Raw genomic sequence first — 13,448 nt, 5'->3', positions numbered from 1 at the left:
AAGACCTAGAGCCTGATCGGAACGCCTATTTGTTCCGATCAGGCTCTAGGCTGAAAGACGCATCAGGGCGGCGGGCTGTTCGGACAGGCCGCTGGGATGCGCCACCGGAGCCGGCAGCGGCGCGGGCCATGTCCAGGAATCCGCCGGGAACAATTCGCGCATGCGGCCGAGGTCGCAATGGAAGGGCGGCCCGCCCTCGCCATTCGTCTGCATGAACAGCACCGCCAGCACCCCGCCCGGCCGCACCCAGCGCGCCAGGCGCGCGGCATAGGCGTCCCACAGCGCGGGCGACAGCGCGCACAGGCAGGTCTGGTCGTACACGGCGTCGAACGGCGCGTCCGGCTCCCAGGCGAACAGGTCGGCCAGCAGCACATGGCCGCCGAACGGACCGATGCGCCCCTGCTGGAACGCCACCGCGCTGGGGGCGATGTCCACCACGGTCACGTCGAACCCGGCCTTGGCGAGATCCAGCGGCTCGGCGCCCTGCCCCGCGCCCGGCAGCAGGATCCGGCCGGGCCGCAGGGTGCCGTCCGCCAGCCAGCCGGCCAGCGCCGGATTGGAGTCCGGCCGCTGCCAGAACGTCGTGCCCTGCCGGTACTTGGCCTCCCAGTCCACGGGCAACGGGCTCATGCCGCTTTCTCCGGCAGGCGCATCCAGGCCGGCGGGCGCGGGTGCAGGACAGCCTCGCCGCAGGCCAGCGACCCGGCGCCGATCGCTTCCAGCCGCAATTGCGCGATCCCGGCCGCTCCGCGGGCCGAGCGCATGCTGCCCACTTCCGCCCCGTCGCGCAGCACCGGCGTGCCCGGCGGCGGCACCGGCCCGTCGATCGCCACCGGCACCAGCCGGCGCTTGATCAGGCCGCGATACTTGGTGCGCGCCGTCAGCTCCTGGCCCATGTAGCAGCCCTTGCTCCAGGACACGCCGCCGAGCTCGTCGAACCCGGCCTCCAGCAGCACCGTCTTCTCGGCTTCCAGGTCCGCCGACCCGTCCGGCAGGCCCAGCGCCAGGCGATGCGCGTCCCAGTCCTCCGCCGTCGCGGTGGCCGGCAGCGGCACCGGCGCCAGGATGCGCCAGCCCGCCTGCGGCAGACGCGGGTCGGGCGCAGCCACCGCGCCCGCTGGCAGGTCCGGCACCCCGCCCCAGGCGGCATGCACGAGAAGCGCGTCCGACCGGTCCGCGACCGTCACCTTCGCGCGCAGGCGGAACCGCGTGAGGCGCTGGGCCAGCATCGTTGCCTGGGCGCGCTCCACATCCAGCAGCAGCCGGTCCCCATCCGCCAGCACGAAGAAGTCGGCGAGCCACTTGCCCTGCGGCGTCAGCAGCGCCGCCCACACCGCCTGGCCGGGCGCGGCCAGGGCCATGTCGTTGGAGACCAGCCCTTGCAGGAAGGCCACGCGGTCATCCCCCGCGACCTCGATGACGCCGCGGGACGGCAAGTGTGCGATCTGGGTCATGACAGGCGAAGTGGTCTCACTTCCCGCACAGCGCAAGACAGGACGCGGCGATGGATGCTATGGACGCCGCGGCATGCATCCGTTCCTTCCTCCCCAGGGCCGCGCCTGATGTGCGGCATCGCCGGCCTGATCGTCGCCCCCGACGCGCCGCCGCCCGACCCCGCCCTGCTGGAAGCGCTCACCCGCGCCATCGCCCATCGCGGCCCCGACGGCTCCGGCCATACCCTGGTCGGCCGGGTGGCGCTGGTGCACAACCGGCTGTCGATCATCGACCTCGTCACCGGCGACCAGCCGCTGTTCGCCGGCTCCGCCGCCCTGGTCGCCAACGGCGAGGTCTACAACTACCGCGAGCTGCGCCAGGGGCTGCCGAACGACCGCTTCGCCAGCAACAGCGACTGCGAGCCGCCGCTGCATCTGTGGCTGCGCGACGGCGCCGACTACGCCAAGCACCTGCGCGGCATGTACGCCATCGCCATCCACGAGCGCGCCGCCCGCACGGTGACGCTGACGCGCGACCCGTTCGGCATCAAGCCGCTCTACGTCGCCCAGACCGACACCTGCCTGGCCTTCGCCTCGGAAGCGCAGGCGCTGCTGAATGCCGGCATCGTGCCGCGCGGCGTGCGCCCGGCGGCGCGCGACGAGTTGTTGCAGCTGCAGTTCACCACCGGCGCCGAGACGATCTTCCCGGGCATCCGCCGGGTGCTGCCGGGCGAGACCCTGGTCTGCGCCGACGGCCGGGTGCTGGAGCGCCGCCACATCGCCGCCCTGCCGGAGGGCGGGCCGGAGACGATCACCGAGGAGGCCGCCCTCGCCCGCCTCGACCGTGCGCTGGAGGAAAGCGTCGACCTGCACCAGCGCAGCGACGTGCCGTACGGCATGTTCCTCTCCGGCGGCATCGACAGCGCCACCATCCTGACCATGATGGCGCGGCTGAACAGCCAGCCGGTGCTGGCCTTCACCGCCGGCTTCGCCCATCCCGGCGCGGCCGACGAGCGCGAACAGGCCGCCACCGTGGCCAAGTCGCTGGGCGCCCATCACGAGACCATCGAAGTGACCGAGGCGATGGTCTGGCAGCATCTGCCGGAGATCGTCGCCTGCATCGACGACCCGGCCGCCGACTACGCCATCATCCCCACCTGGTTCCTGGCCCAGCGTGCCCGCAAGGACGTGAAGGTGGTGCTGTCCGGCGAAGGCGGCGACGAGATCTTCGGCGGCTATGGCCGCTACCGCAGCGCCATGCGGCCGTGGTGGCTGGGCGGGCGGGTGATGCGCGCGCGCGGCAATTTCGACCGCGTGCCGGTGCTGCGCAACTACCCCGCCGCCTGGCGCGACGGCATGGAAGCCGCCGAGGCGCAGGCCAGCCAACCCGGCCGCTCGCGGCTGATGGCCGCCCAGGCCGTCGACATGACCGACTGGCTGCCCAACGACCTGCTGCTGAAGATGGACCGCTGCCTGATGGCGCACGCGGTGGAAGGGCGCACCCCGTTCCTCGACCCCGGCGTGGCCGCCGCCGCGTTCCGGCTGCCGGACGCGCTGAAGGTGCACAAGGGCATGGGCAAGTGGCTGCTGCGCCGCTGGCTGGAGAAGCACTGCCCGGCGGCGCGCCCGTTCGCGCCGAAGCAGGGCTTCACCGTGCCGATCGGCCAGTGGATCGGCAAGGTCGGCGGCCGGCTCGGCCCGCTGGTGGCGGCACAGCCGGGGGTGGCGGAAATCGCCGACCCCGCCAAGGTGGCGGCGCTGTTCCGTGCCGCCAACGGCCGCCGCCACGGCTTCGCCGCCTGGGTGCTGCTGTTCTACGCACTGTGGCACCGCACCCATGTGCAGGGACTTGCGCCGGCGGGGGATGTGTTTGAAACGCTGGCTCAGTGCTGAAAAAGGCCAGGGCTCTGCCCTGGACCCGGCAAAGGCCGACGGCCTTTGCAAACCCATTACCCTCTCGGCTGGATCGGCAGCCTTCGGTTGATATCAACTGAAGACCGACGCCTCAGCCAGGAGTGTCTGGGTTTGCAAAGGCTCCGCCTTTGCTGGGGTCCAGGGGCTAAGCCCCTGGCCTCCCCATCCGGAGGACTTCAATGCCTGCACATTATGATCTCGTGATCCGCGGCGGCACCTGTGTGCTGCCGTGGGGCATGGAGCAGACCAGCGTGGGCGTGCGCGACGGGCGCATTGCCGCTCTCGGCGTGGGCGAGGACGCGACCGCCGAGGAGACGATCGATGCTGCCGGCCTGCATGTGCTGCCGGGCCTGATCGATCCGCACGTGCATCTGCGCGACCCCGGCGACGCGGCGGTGGAGAGCATTCCCACCGGCACCAGGGCCGCGGTGCTGGGCGGGCTGACGGCGGTGTTCGACATGCCCAACACCAGCCCGTCCATCACCGATGCCGAACGCCTGGCCTGGAAGCAGGGCTATGCCGAGCAGGTGGCCTGGTGCGACATGGGCCTGTATGTCGGCGGCACCAAGACCAACATCGCGGCACTTGCGGGATTGGAAGCCGGGCGCGGCGTGTGCGGCATCAAGGTCTTCGCCGGCAGCTCCACCGGCGACCTGATGGTGGAGGACGACGAGAACCTGGAGCGGGTGATGCGCGCCGGCCGCCGCCGCATCGCCTATCACAGCGAGGACGAGTATCGCCTGCAGGCGCGCAAGCCGCTGTTCAAGTCCGGCGACCCGTATGCCTGCCACGCCGAGTGGCGCGACGTGGAATGCGCCTTCCTGGGCACGAGGCGGTTGATGGCGCTGGCACGGCGGACCGGCCGGCCGGCGCATATCCTGCATGTCTCGACCGCCGAGGAGCTGGAGTACCTCAAGGATTTCCGTGACGTCTCGACGGTGGAAGTGCTGGTGAACCACCTGACGCAGATGGCGCCGGAGGTGTACGAGACGCTGCAGGGCTTCGGCGTGATGAACCCGCCGATCCGCGACCGCCGCCACTACGAGGCCGCCTGGGCGGCGGTGCGCGACGGCACGGTGGACACGGTGGGCAGCGACCACGCGCCGCACCCGCGCGCGGCCAAGCTGAAGCCCTGGCCGGACTGCCCGGCGGGCCTGACCGGCGTGCAGACGCTGGTGCCGGTGATGCTGGACCACGTGAACGCCGGCCGGCTGAGCCTGATGCGGCTGGTGGACCTGCTCAGCGCCGGCCCGGCGCGGGTCTATGGCGTGGTCGGCAAGGGCCGCCTGGCCGCCGGCTACGACGCCGACTTCACGCTGGTGGACATGAAGCACCGGCGCCGGATCGAGGAAAGCTGGATCGCCTCGCCCTGCGGCTGGACGCCGTTCGCGGGGATGCAGGTCACCGGCTGGCCGGTGGCGACGATCGTCCGGGGTGCGGCGGTGATGCGCGAGGACACGGTGCTCGGCACCCCGCGCGGCCGGCTGGTGCGGTTCGGGTAGCGCCCCCTCACCCCAACCCTCTCCCACAAGGGGCGAGGGTGCAGGGGGAGGGGGCGCGCGAAGCCTCAGGCCGGCTTCCTGCCCACCCGGACCGGTGCCAGGTTCGGCAGCAGCGCGGTGAGCAGCCCGATCATCGGCAGGAACGCGGCGATCCGGTAGACGAACTCGATGCTGGTGGAGTCCGCGATCCGCCCCATCACCGCCGCCCCCAGCCCGCCCAGGCCGAAGGCGAAGCCGAAGAAGATGCCGGCGATCATGCCCACGCGGCCGGGCACCAGCTCCTGCGCATAGACCAGGATCGCCGGAAAGGCGGAGGCCATCAGCAGGCCGATGATGATCGTCAGCACGTCGGTGAAGAACAGGTTGGCGTATGGCAGCGCCAGCGTGAACGGCAGCACGCCGAGGATCGATATCCAGATGGTGGCCTTGCGCCCGATCCGGTCGGTGACCGGCCCGCCCAGCAGCGTGCCGGCGGCGACCGCGGACATGAACACGAACAGGTGCACCTGGGCGTCGTGCACCGACACCTGGAAGCGGTCGATCAGGTAGAAGGTGAAATAGGAGCTGAGGCTGGCGGTGTAGACGTTCTTCGAGAAGGTCAGGGCGGCCAGGATGAAGATGGCGAACGCCACCCGCCCGCGCGTCAGCACCGCCCCGCCGGCCGCGACCGCCCGCGCCTTCGTGGCCGGACGGACCATGTGGGCGCGATACCACGTCCCCACCCGCACCAGGATCAGCATGCCCAGCAAGGCGGCCAGGGAGAACCAGGCGACCGCAGTCTGCCCGCGCGTCAGCACCACCACGGCGGCCAGCAGCGGGCCGATCGCGGCACCGGCATTGCCGCCGACCTGGAACAGCGACTGGGCCAGCCCGTAGCGCCCGCCCGACGCGGCCCGCGCCACGCGGGAGGATTCGGGATGGAATACCGAGGAGCCGATGCCCACCATGCCCGCCGCGAACAGCAGCGCCGGATAGGTGGCGGCGACCGCCAGCAGCAGCAGCCCGACCAGGGTGAAGCCCATGCCCACCGCCAGCGAGAACGGCATCGGCTTGCGATCGGTCATCAGCCCCACCGCCGGCTGCAGCAGCGAGGCGGTGAGCTGGAACGTCAGCGTGATCAGGCCGACCTGGGTGAAGTCGAGCATGAACTCGGCCTTCAGCAGCGGGTACAGCGCCGAGATCATCGACTGCATCATGTCGTTGAGCATGTGGCAGAAACTCAACGCGATGAGCACCGGGAACACCGTGCCGGTGGCCGCGGGCAGCACGCGCGCATGCGTGGCGATGGCGTCGGCGGGCGTATCGATCTCGGCTACAGCTTTCTGCATGGCGCGTCCTCCGGCTCGGCGCATTATGAAGGCTGTGCCGGAGCCGACCAGCCGCAATGCGCACGGGTCAGAAATTGGGCCAGTGCCGGGTGCGGTACGCCTCCTGCGCCGGGGTCAGCGCCCGCGGCCCGTCGGCCACCTCGCGCGGCGGCCCGCCGGACAGCATCTCGGGGTTCGACCAGCAATCGACGGTGCCCAGGCTGCGGGTGCAGAACGGCGGGCGCGGCGGCGGCGGCTCGGCCTCCCGGCAATAGGACTTGCCCTGCTCCAGGCGCACCACCGAGCAGTCCTTGCCGGAGACGAGGGAGACGGCGACGTCCGGGATCGACCGCCCGAACACCGGCACGCTGCCCACGTTCAAGGCCGCCGCCGCAAGCCGGTCCTGCGGCGTGCAGGCCGGCAGAACCAGGGACAGCAGCAGGGCGAATCGGACGCGCATGCCGGATTGGAACACGCGGATGATGAACACCGCGTTGCCATATACTATGTGGGCGTTTGCTCCCGTGGGTCGCCGCCGCTATGGTCCGGCGCCGCCAGGACCCGGGGTTCGGGTCAGCCAGAGGAACCGACGTGTCCGATATCTTCGACGAGGTCAGTGAAGACCTGCGCGCCGAACGCACCCGCAAGCTGCTGCGGCGCTATGCCGGGCCGCTGATCGCCGCCGGCGTGCTCGTCGTCGCCGGCGCCGGCGGGTGGCAGGCGTGGAAATACTACGAGGCGCGTGAGGCCGCCCATGTCGGCCAGAGCTTCCTTGCCGCCATGCGCATCGCCGACGGCCCGGCGGGCGCCGACCGGCAGGCGGCGCTGGCCGGCTTCGCCCAGGTGGCGCGCGAGGGCAGCCCCGGCTACCGCACGCTGGCGCGGCTGCGTGCCGCCGCCGTGAAGGCCGACGCCGGCGACCGCGACGGCGCGCTGGCGCTGTGGGACCAGGTGGCCGGCGACAACTCCGCCGACAAGCTGCTGCGCGATCTCGCCCGCCTGCAATGGGCACTGCACCAGATTGACGCCGGCGACCCCGCGGCGGTGGAGCAGCATCTCGCGCCGCTGACCACACCGGGCAACCCCTGGCACGCTTTGGCCGAGGAAGCGCAGGCGCTGCTGGCGCTGCGCCAGGGCAACAACGACGCCGCCCGCGACACCCTGAAGCGGCTGGCGCAGGACGTGACCGCGCCGGACGGCGTGCGCGGCCGGGCCAATGGCCTGCTGGCCCGGCTCGGCGGCTGATGCGCCGGACGCCGGGCGGCTGGAACGCTGAGACAAAGCGGAATGATGATGACGCATAACCGACGTAAGGCGCTGGCGGCCACCCGCCGCACCGCGCTGCTGCTGCCGCTGGGCCTGCTGTCCGGCTGCGGGCTGTGGGATTCGTGGTTCGGCAGCGACAAGCCGCCGCTGCCGGGCACCCGCATCGCCGTGATGCCGCCGCAGCCCGGCCTTGACCTGGTCAGCAGCGCCGTGCGCAAGGTGGTGCTGCCGCCGCCGGCGCCGAACGCCGAGTGGCCGCAGGCCGGCGGCCTGCCGTCGCACGACATGGAGCACCCTGCCCTGCGCGACACCCTGGCGCGCGCCTGGAGTGCGGATATCGGCACCGGCAGCAGCTATCGCCGCAAGATCACCGCGCAGCCGGTGGTGGCCGGCGGGCGGGTGTTCGCGATGGACAGCGACGCCGTGGTCTCGGCCTTCGACGCCGCCAGCGGACGGCGGGTCTGGAGCCTCGACACCCAGGACGACGAAGACCGCAGCACCAACGTGGGCGGTGGCATCTCCGCCGATGGCGGCACGCTGTACGCGGCGACCGGACGGGCCGACCTGCTGGCCATCGAGGCCGCCACCGGCAAGGTGCAATGGCGCGTGAAGCTGGGTGCGCCGGCGCGCTCGGCGCCCACCATCGCCGAGGGCAAGCTGTTCATTCCCACCATCAGCAACCAGTTGCAGGCGCGCGCCGCCGACGACGGCCGCAGGCTGTGGGCGTACGAGGCCGGCAATGCCGAGACGCCGATGCTGGGCCTGCCGGCGCCCGCCTATACCGACGGGCTGGTGGTGGCCGGGTTCGGCTCCGGCGACCTGGTGGGACTGCGTGCCTCCTCCGGCGTGGCGGCCTGGGCCGACAGCCTGGCCGCCTCGCGCGGCCGCACCAGCATGGCCGACCTGTCCGCCATCCGCGGCCGGCCGATCATCAAGGAGGGGCGCGTCTATGCCATCGGCCTCGGCCGGCAGCTGGTCGCGCTCGACCTGCGCAGCGGCCGCCGTCTGTGGGAGCGTGAGGTCGCCTCCACGGAAACCCCCTGGGCCGCCGGCAACTGGCTGTTCGTGCTCAGCGACTCCGGCCAGTTGGCCGCGGTGGCGCGCGACGACGGCAGCGTGGCCTGGGTGACCCAGCTCGACCGGTTCGAGAACATGAAGAAGCAGACCGACCCGATCCGCTGGGTCGGCCCGGTGCTGGCCGGCGACCGGCTGGTGGTGGCCGGCACCAACAAGTTCGCATTGGCGCTCAGCCCCTATACCGGCGAGATCATCGGCAAGCAGGAGCTGCCCGGCGCCGCCGCGCTGACCCCGATCGTGGCCGACGGCACGCTGTATATCCTGACGGACAACGCCACGCTCACGGCGTTTCGCTGAGCCCGCCCATGATCCCCACCGTTGTGATCGCTGGCCGCCCCAACGTTGGGAAATCGACGCTGTTCAACAAGCTGGCGGGCCGGCGCCATGCGCTGGTGTCCGACACGCCCGGCGTGACCCGCGACCGCAAGGACGCCACCGCCCAGTTGCGCGGCAAGACGGTGCGGCTGGTGGACACCGCGGGGCTGGAGGAAGCGGCCCCCGAGACGCTGTTCGGGCGCATGCGCGCCTCCTCCGAGGCGGCGGTGTCAGAGGCCGATCTGGTGCTGTTCGTGGTCGATGGCCGCGCCGGCATCACCCCGGCCGACGAGCATTTCGCCGCCTGGCTGCGTCGCCAGAACCGGCCGGTGCTGCTGGTGGTGAACAAGGCCGAGGGCCGCGCCGGCGCCAATGCGGCGCTGGAGGCGTTCTCGCTGGGCCTGGGCACGCCGATCGGCGTCTCGGCCGAGCACGGCGACGGGCTCGCCGACCTGATGGGCGAGATCGCCGACCGGGTGCCGGATAATTCGGATGCGGAACCGGCCGGCGAGCGACCGCTGAAGCTCGCCATCATCGGCCGCCCCAACGCCGGCAAGTCCACCCTGCTCAACCGCCTGCTGGGCGAGGAGCGGATGATCACCGGGCCGGAGCCGGGCCTGACCCGCGACGCCGTGGCCGTGCGCTTCACCGATGCCGACGGCACCGAAATCGAGCTGGTGGACACTGCCGGCCTGCGCCGGCGTGCGCGCATCGAGCAGCCGTTGGAGAAGATGTCGGTCAGCGCCTCGATCGAGGCGCTGAAGATGGCCGAAGTGGTGGTGCTGGCGGTCGACGCGCTGGACGGCATCCACGACCAGGACCTGCAGCTCGCCCGGCTGGTGGAGCGCGAGGGCCGCGCCTGCGTGATCGCGCTGAACAAATGGGACGCGGTGCCCGACCGCAACGCCGCGCGGCGCGCCGTCTCCGACCGGCTGCAGACGAGTCTCGCGCAGATGCCGGGCATCCCGGTGGTGACGCTGTCGGCGCTGACCGGCCAGGGCGTGGACAAGCTGCTGCCGGCGATCCGCAAGGCGCATGCGGTGTGGAACACCCGCATCGCCACCGGCGCGCTGAACCGCTGGTTCGAGGACGCGCTGGAACGCCACCAGCTGCCGCTGGTGGACGGGCGGCGGCTGAAGCTGCGCTACATCACCCAGCCGAAGGCGCGGCCGCCCACCTTCATCGTGTTCGGCACCCGCGCCGAGCAGACGCCCGAGGACTACCAGCGCTACCTCGTGAACTCCCTGCGCGACACGTTCGGCCTGCCGGGCACGCCGATCCGGCTACAGTTCCGCGGCACAAGGAATCCGTACGCGGACGAATGATGCCAACGGCCCTTGACGATGGAAGGGTCATCGTCAAGGGCCGTTGGCATCAGGCCGTGAGGGTCAGCGCCAGGCCGGTTGCGGCCAGCGCGCCGGTCCATAGCAGATCGAAGTTGACCCAGCCCCGCTTCAGGACCGCCAGGCCGAGCCAGTCATAGACGACGAAGGCGATCAGCCCGGTCACGGCCAGCGTCGCGAGCGTGTGCACGCCCACCGCCGCGAGAGCGACCGGCAGCGATCCCGCGCCGATGACCGGGCTGCCCGCGCAGAGCGGCATCAGCGCCGGCACCAGCATCAGCCCGGCGCCGTGCGCGGTCGCCATCAGGAACGACCACAGCACGAGGCCCGCGAGGCCTGTCGTCAGGCCGACGCGCACGCGATGGCGGTGGCCGTAGAGCCAGTGATACGCGGCCCAGAGCACGAGGATCGCGCCGGTGGCCGCGTGCAGGGGTTTCGCGTCGATCACCGCGCCCAATGCCATCACCGACGTGGCCACGAGCCAGATCGAAACTGCGTGCCCGAGCGCCATGGGCGGCAGCGCCAGCAGGACCGCCTTGCGGCTGCCCCGGTGCAGGCCGAGGGCCACGGCAAACAGCCAGCCCATCGCCGGATTGAGGCCATGGAACATGCCGAGGCCGGCAAGGGCGAGCCAGGGCCAGGCGCCGCCTATGGCCATCGCGGTTGCGCGCGGGGTTGCGGCCGCGCCAGTCCGGATCTCATGGGTAGCAGTAGGAATCCGAGGAGCAGTCGCCGCCTTCGAGGCGCACCTGATGCGGCCGGTGCGTCTTCGGCCACTGGACGAAGAAGTCCGGGTCGAAGGCGATGCCGCCGTTTCTCCCGGCGTCGAGCTTCACCATCCAGCCGTCGAGCCCGTCGGGATACAACTGCGCGTCGATCGCGCCGTAGAGCGAGTTGGTGAAATAGACGCGCCGCCCGTCACGGCTGATCTCCACCATCTGCGGCCCGCCATTGAGCGGGGCGCCGGCGGCCTTCGGATGGGTCGCGCGGGAGACGACGCCGCCGATCCTGACCGTGCCGGCGAGCTTCGGCGCGAACGGATCGGACACGTCGTACTGGCGCAAATCGCCGGTGCCCCAGCACGCGACGTAGAGGAAGCGGTCGTCCATGGAGAGGTCGATGTCGGTGACGAACGGCGGCACCGCCTTGAAGCCCTTGAGTATGGGCGGCAGCAAGGCGGGGTCGGCGGGCTCGGCCGGGATCTCGATGACCTTTCTCGCCGCCCAGGCGCCGTTCTCGCGATACCAGGTCCAGATCGAGGCGGAGAGGTCCTTGAGGCTGACCACCGAGTTGACGAAGCCATAGGCCCTGGTCGGGTCGTGCGCCGGGCGGAGCTCGAAGACGAGCTGGTTCTCGGCGCCGAGGTCGATCTCCTGCGTGTGCTTGCGCGCGTGCAGATCCCAGAAATGCAGCCTGTGGCCGTACTGGCCGCCCAGCAGGACCTCGGGGACCAGCCCGTTCTCGAACGTTGCCGGCAGGCCCCATTCGCTCGTCACCAGGGTGTCGTGGCCGAGGTGCCACCACACGTCGTAGGCAAGCTGCTGCGGCCCGCGGTCGATCTCCCAGCGGCCGCGGATGTCGAAGGTTTCGTGATCCATCAGGAAGACGCCGCCGGGCGCCTCGCCGCGCGTGTTGGCGAGGGCCGCGACATAGATGCCCTCCGGCCCGCAATGGATCGTGTGCGGGCGCGTGTAGCCGGACCGCTCCGCAACCTCCCCGGGCTCCAGCACCCGGACGATGCTCGGCTCGCGCGGGTTTGCCTTGGTGTCGAGGATGTGGATCCGCGACGAGCGCAGGCCGGGCACGACGAGGTAGCGGCGCTCGGCGTGCGGGTGCGGCGCGTTCGGGCACAGGCAGGAACTGCAGGCGTTCCAGCCGAAATGGTGCAGTTCGTCGCCGGTATTCGGCATGGCCACGGTTCCGACCACGTGCGCGTAGGTGGCCGAGTCGGGCGCGACATCGACCACGGCGATCGCGTCCGGGAGCTGGCGCGTGGGATCGAAGCTCGCGACATAGGCGAGCCGCTCCGCGGGCGCCTTCATGGCCATGCGCGGTGAGGGGTAGAATGTCGGGTCCGGCGTCCAGGTCGGCATGGTCGTGCCCTCCTGCCTGAGCCATTCGCCCCGCCTTGCGCATGGATGATACCCGGTGGCCGGGCCTCGCGGCGCAAATCGGGTCGCGCGTCGGAAGCGGCTTGCCTTGAGGTAAGCCTAGCCCGTCTGACGCGCTGCCACAACAATTGCCGGCCTGTCCGGCCGCAACACCGCGATGACCCGCCGGGGCGGCGTTATTGCAAGATAACCGCGCCGCTGGTCAAATTTGCGACGTAACATTACAGCTCGCCATATAATTTTCATTACTATCGCGCCGAAAATCCTGATCCTGTCGATGCCAGCGGGTCGGGAAGCAGCCCGACCATTTACGTATTCGGGAGGAACAACCGGACCCTCATCATTCCGGAGCCGTATCACGGCGTGATATTGGGAAAGGCGGTCGATTATTGCCTGATGTCCTGGGCGGAAAGGCGCCTTGACGCGTCCAACAGCAGACTCCAGGCGTGCAACACGACGGCCGAATATTACGAAAGACGTGGCGACGGCAGGCAGGCCGCATCCCTTTACGCGAAATCGTGCGAGATCGGCGCGAGTCCATAGCCCTGCGAGCAGGCGCAACGGCTTGGCGTGTCGGTCGATATCGCTGCCGCGACGCAGCGCATGCAGGCGGCCCGGCAGAGCGAGGAACTGAACGAACGCGTACGGCAGGCAAGGGCGGACGCCGAACAGCGCTACCGCGAGGCGGAAGACGATGACGATGACGATGACGATGACGATGACGCCGCGCCGGCGGAGATGGACCAGGCGGCGCAGATCGGGTCCATGCTCAGCGCCGCGCCGAGGGGCGTGCGGCCGGGCGGGAGCGCGCCGCTCGCCATCCCGATGCCCGCGACGGCGTCGGGCGGCATGTGCGCGTCGGTGGCGTCACGCTGCGCCCCCGAGAGCGCCGCGTGCCGCGCCGGCGGCCAGGCGAGTTGCTACCGCGCCGCCGCTTGCCTCTGCCGCGCCAATCTGGCTGCCGGTGGCTGCGGCAGCGATCCGGCGGGGTTGCAGCGTTGCGTTGCGGAAAACGAGGACGCAGCGCGCCGGCTGCAATCGACCGCTCCGGCCTATACGACCGTGCCGCAGAATCGCCCCCCGCCGCCCGCGCGCGCCGCGCCGCCGCAACACCCCGAAACGCCGACCGACTGGTGCAGCCGGCAGTACGCCCGTGGCGGAAAGGCGGCGTGCTGAGGCG

Annotated in this window: 12 protein-coding genes; 6 read left to right on the top strand and 6 right to left on the bottom strand. The window is 71.1% G+C overall.

Translation table 11 applies throughout. From position 1 onward, the window contains the following. Positions 1 to 45: 45 nt before the first annotated feature. On the bottom strand, positions 46 to 630 hold the full coding sequence (locus OL599_RS20935) for a TPMT family class I SAM-dependent methyltransferase (protein WP_264715906.1): 585 nt from the start codon (positions 628 to 630) through the stop codon (positions 46 to 48). Continuing rightward, positions 627 to 1,454, bottom strand: a complete 828-nt coding sequence (gene ygfZ / locus OL599_RS20930) for a CAF17-like 4Fe-4S cluster assembly/insertion protein YgfZ (RefSeq protein ID WP_264715905.1) — start codon at positions 1,452 to 1,454, stop codon at positions 627 to 629. Before ygfZ ends, OL599_RS20935 begins: the two co-directional genes overlap by 4 nt. A gap of 108 nt (positions 1,455 to 1,562) precedes the next feature. Between ygfZ and asnB the strand changes: the two genes are divergently transcribed. Together asnB and OL599_RS20920 are read left to right on the top strand one after the other, a co-directional pair. After that, positions 1,563 to 3,326: an asparagine synthase (glutamine-hydrolyzing) gene (gene asnB, locus OL599_RS20925; protein ID WP_264715904.1), complete on the top strand. Its 1,764-nt coding sequence runs from the start codon at positions 1,563 to 1,565 to the stop codon at positions 3,324 to 3,326. Between the two features lie 200 nt (positions 3,327 to 3,526). Next, positions 3,527 to 4,849 (top strand): dihydroorotase, encoded by a 1,323-nt coding sequence (locus OL599_RS20920; protein WP_264715903.1) that lies wholly within the window; start codon positions 3,527 to 3,529, stop codon positions 4,847 to 4,849. Positions 4,850 to 4,914: 65 nt separating this feature from the next. Here the strand turns inward: OL599_RS20920 and OL599_RS20915 are convergent, their stop codons facing one another. Further along, positions 4,915 to 6,177 carry an MFS transporter gene (locus OL599_RS20915; RefSeq protein WP_264715901.1) on the bottom strand — a complete coding sequence of 421 codons (1,263 nt, stop codon included), beginning with the start codon at positions 6,175 to 6,177 and terminating at the stop codon, positions 4,915 to 4,917. Positions 6,178 to 6,244: 67 nt separating this feature from the next. After that, positions 6,245 to 6,616: a hypothetical protein gene (locus OL599_RS20910; protein WP_264715899.1), complete on the bottom strand. Its 372-nt coding sequence runs from the start codon at positions 6,614 to 6,616 to the stop codon at positions 6,245 to 6,247. Positions 6,617 to 6,747: 131 nt separating this feature from the next. Between OL599_RS20910 and OL599_RS20905 the strand changes: the two genes are divergently transcribed. The 3 genes from OL599_RS20905 to der are packed head-to-tail and all read left to right on the top strand — an operon-like array spanning position 6,748 to position 10,139. After that, on the top strand, positions 6,748 to 7,401 hold the full coding sequence (locus OL599_RS20905) for a tetratricopeptide repeat protein (RefSeq protein ID WP_264715897.1): 654 nt from the start codon (positions 6,748 to 6,750) through the stop codon (positions 7,399 to 7,401). A gap of 48 nt (positions 7,402 to 7,449) precedes the next feature. Then, positions 7,450 to 8,796, top strand: coding sequence for an outer membrane protein assembly factor BamB family protein (locus OL599_RS20900; RefSeq protein ID WP_264715896.1), 1,347 nt, complete (start codon positions 7,450 to 7,452; stop codon positions 8,794 to 8,796). Positions 8,797 to 8,804: 8 nt separating this feature from the next. After that, complete coding sequence (gene der / locus OL599_RS20895) at positions 8,805 to 10,139, top strand: ribosome biogenesis GTPase Der (RefSeq protein ID WP_264715895.1); 1,335 nt, start codon at positions 8,805 to 8,807, stop codon at positions 10,137 to 10,139. Between the two features lie 49 nt (positions 10,140 to 10,188). Here der and OL599_RS20890 read toward each other — a convergent pair whose 3' ends face one another. Next, positions 10,189 to 10,815, bottom strand: coding sequence for a hypothetical protein (locus OL599_RS20890; protein WP_264715893.1), 627 nt, complete (start codon positions 10,813 to 10,815; stop codon positions 10,189 to 10,191). A gap of 40 nt (positions 10,816 to 10,855) precedes the next feature. Further along, the gene (locus OL599_RS20885; protein ID WP_264715890.1) at positions 10,856 to 12,250 is read right to left on the bottom strand and encodes a selenium-binding family protein; all 1,395 of its coding nucleotides are present in this window, start codon (positions 12,248 to 12,250) and stop codon (positions 10,856 to 10,858) included. Between the two features lie 588 nt (positions 12,251 to 12,838). Here OL599_RS20885 and OL599_RS20880 point away from each other — a divergent pair. Next, a complete protein-coding gene (locus OL599_RS20880) occupies positions 12,839 to 13,444 on the top strand; it encodes a hypothetical protein (protein WP_264715889.1) in 606 nt (201 codons plus the stop codon). Positions 13,445 to 13,448: the final 4 nt, after the last annotated feature.

Source organism: Limobrevibacterium gyesilva, assembly GCF_025989185.1.
GTDB classification, from domain to species: domain Bacteria; phylum Pseudomonadota; class Alphaproteobacteria; order Acetobacterales; family Acetobacteraceae; genus Limobrevibacterium; species Limobrevibacterium gyesilva.
This window is presented reverse-complemented; position numbering and strand designations above follow the sequence as displayed.

Excerpts from the sequence above, each read along its gene's own strand:
- der (WP_264715895.1), top strand. The coding sequence starts at position 8,805 with ATGATCCCCACCGTTGTGATCGCTGGCCGCCCCAACGTTGGGAAATCG.
- OL599_RS20890 (WP_264715893.1), bottom strand. The coding sequence starts at position 10,815 with ATGGCCATAGGCGGCGCCTGGCCCTGGCTCGCCCTTGCCGGCCTCGGC.
- ygfZ (WP_264715905.1), bottom strand. The coding sequence starts at position 1,454 with ATGACCCAGATCGCACACTTGCCGTCCCGCGGCGTCATCGAGGTCGCG.
- OL599_RS20910 (WP_264715899.1), bottom strand. The coding sequence starts at position 6,616 with ATGCGCGTCCGATTCGCCCTGCTGCTGTCCCTGGTTCTGCCGGCCTGC.
- OL599_RS20900 (WP_264715896.1), top strand. The coding sequence starts at position 7,450 with ATGACGCATAACCGACGTAAGGCGCTGGCGGCCACCCGCCGCACCGCG.
- OL599_RS20915 (WP_264715901.1), bottom strand. The coding sequence starts at position 6,177 with ATGCAGAAAGCTGTAGCCGAGATCGATACGCCCGCCGACGCCATCGCC.
- OL599_RS20935 (WP_264715906.1), bottom strand. The coding sequence starts at position 630 with ATGAGCCCGTTGCCCGTGGACTGGGAGGCCAAGTACCGGCAGGGCACG.
- OL599_RS20920 (WP_264715903.1), top strand. The coding sequence starts at position 3,527 with ATGCCTGCACATTATGATCTCGTGATCCGCGGCGGCACCTGTGTGCTG.
- OL599_RS20885 (WP_264715890.1), bottom strand. The coding sequence starts at position 12,250 with ATGCCGACCTGGACGCCGGACCCGACATTCTACCCCTCACCGCGCATG.
- asnB (WP_264715904.1), top strand. The coding sequence starts at position 1,563 with ATGTGCGGCATCGCCGGCCTGATCGTCGCCCCCGACGCGCCGCCGCCC.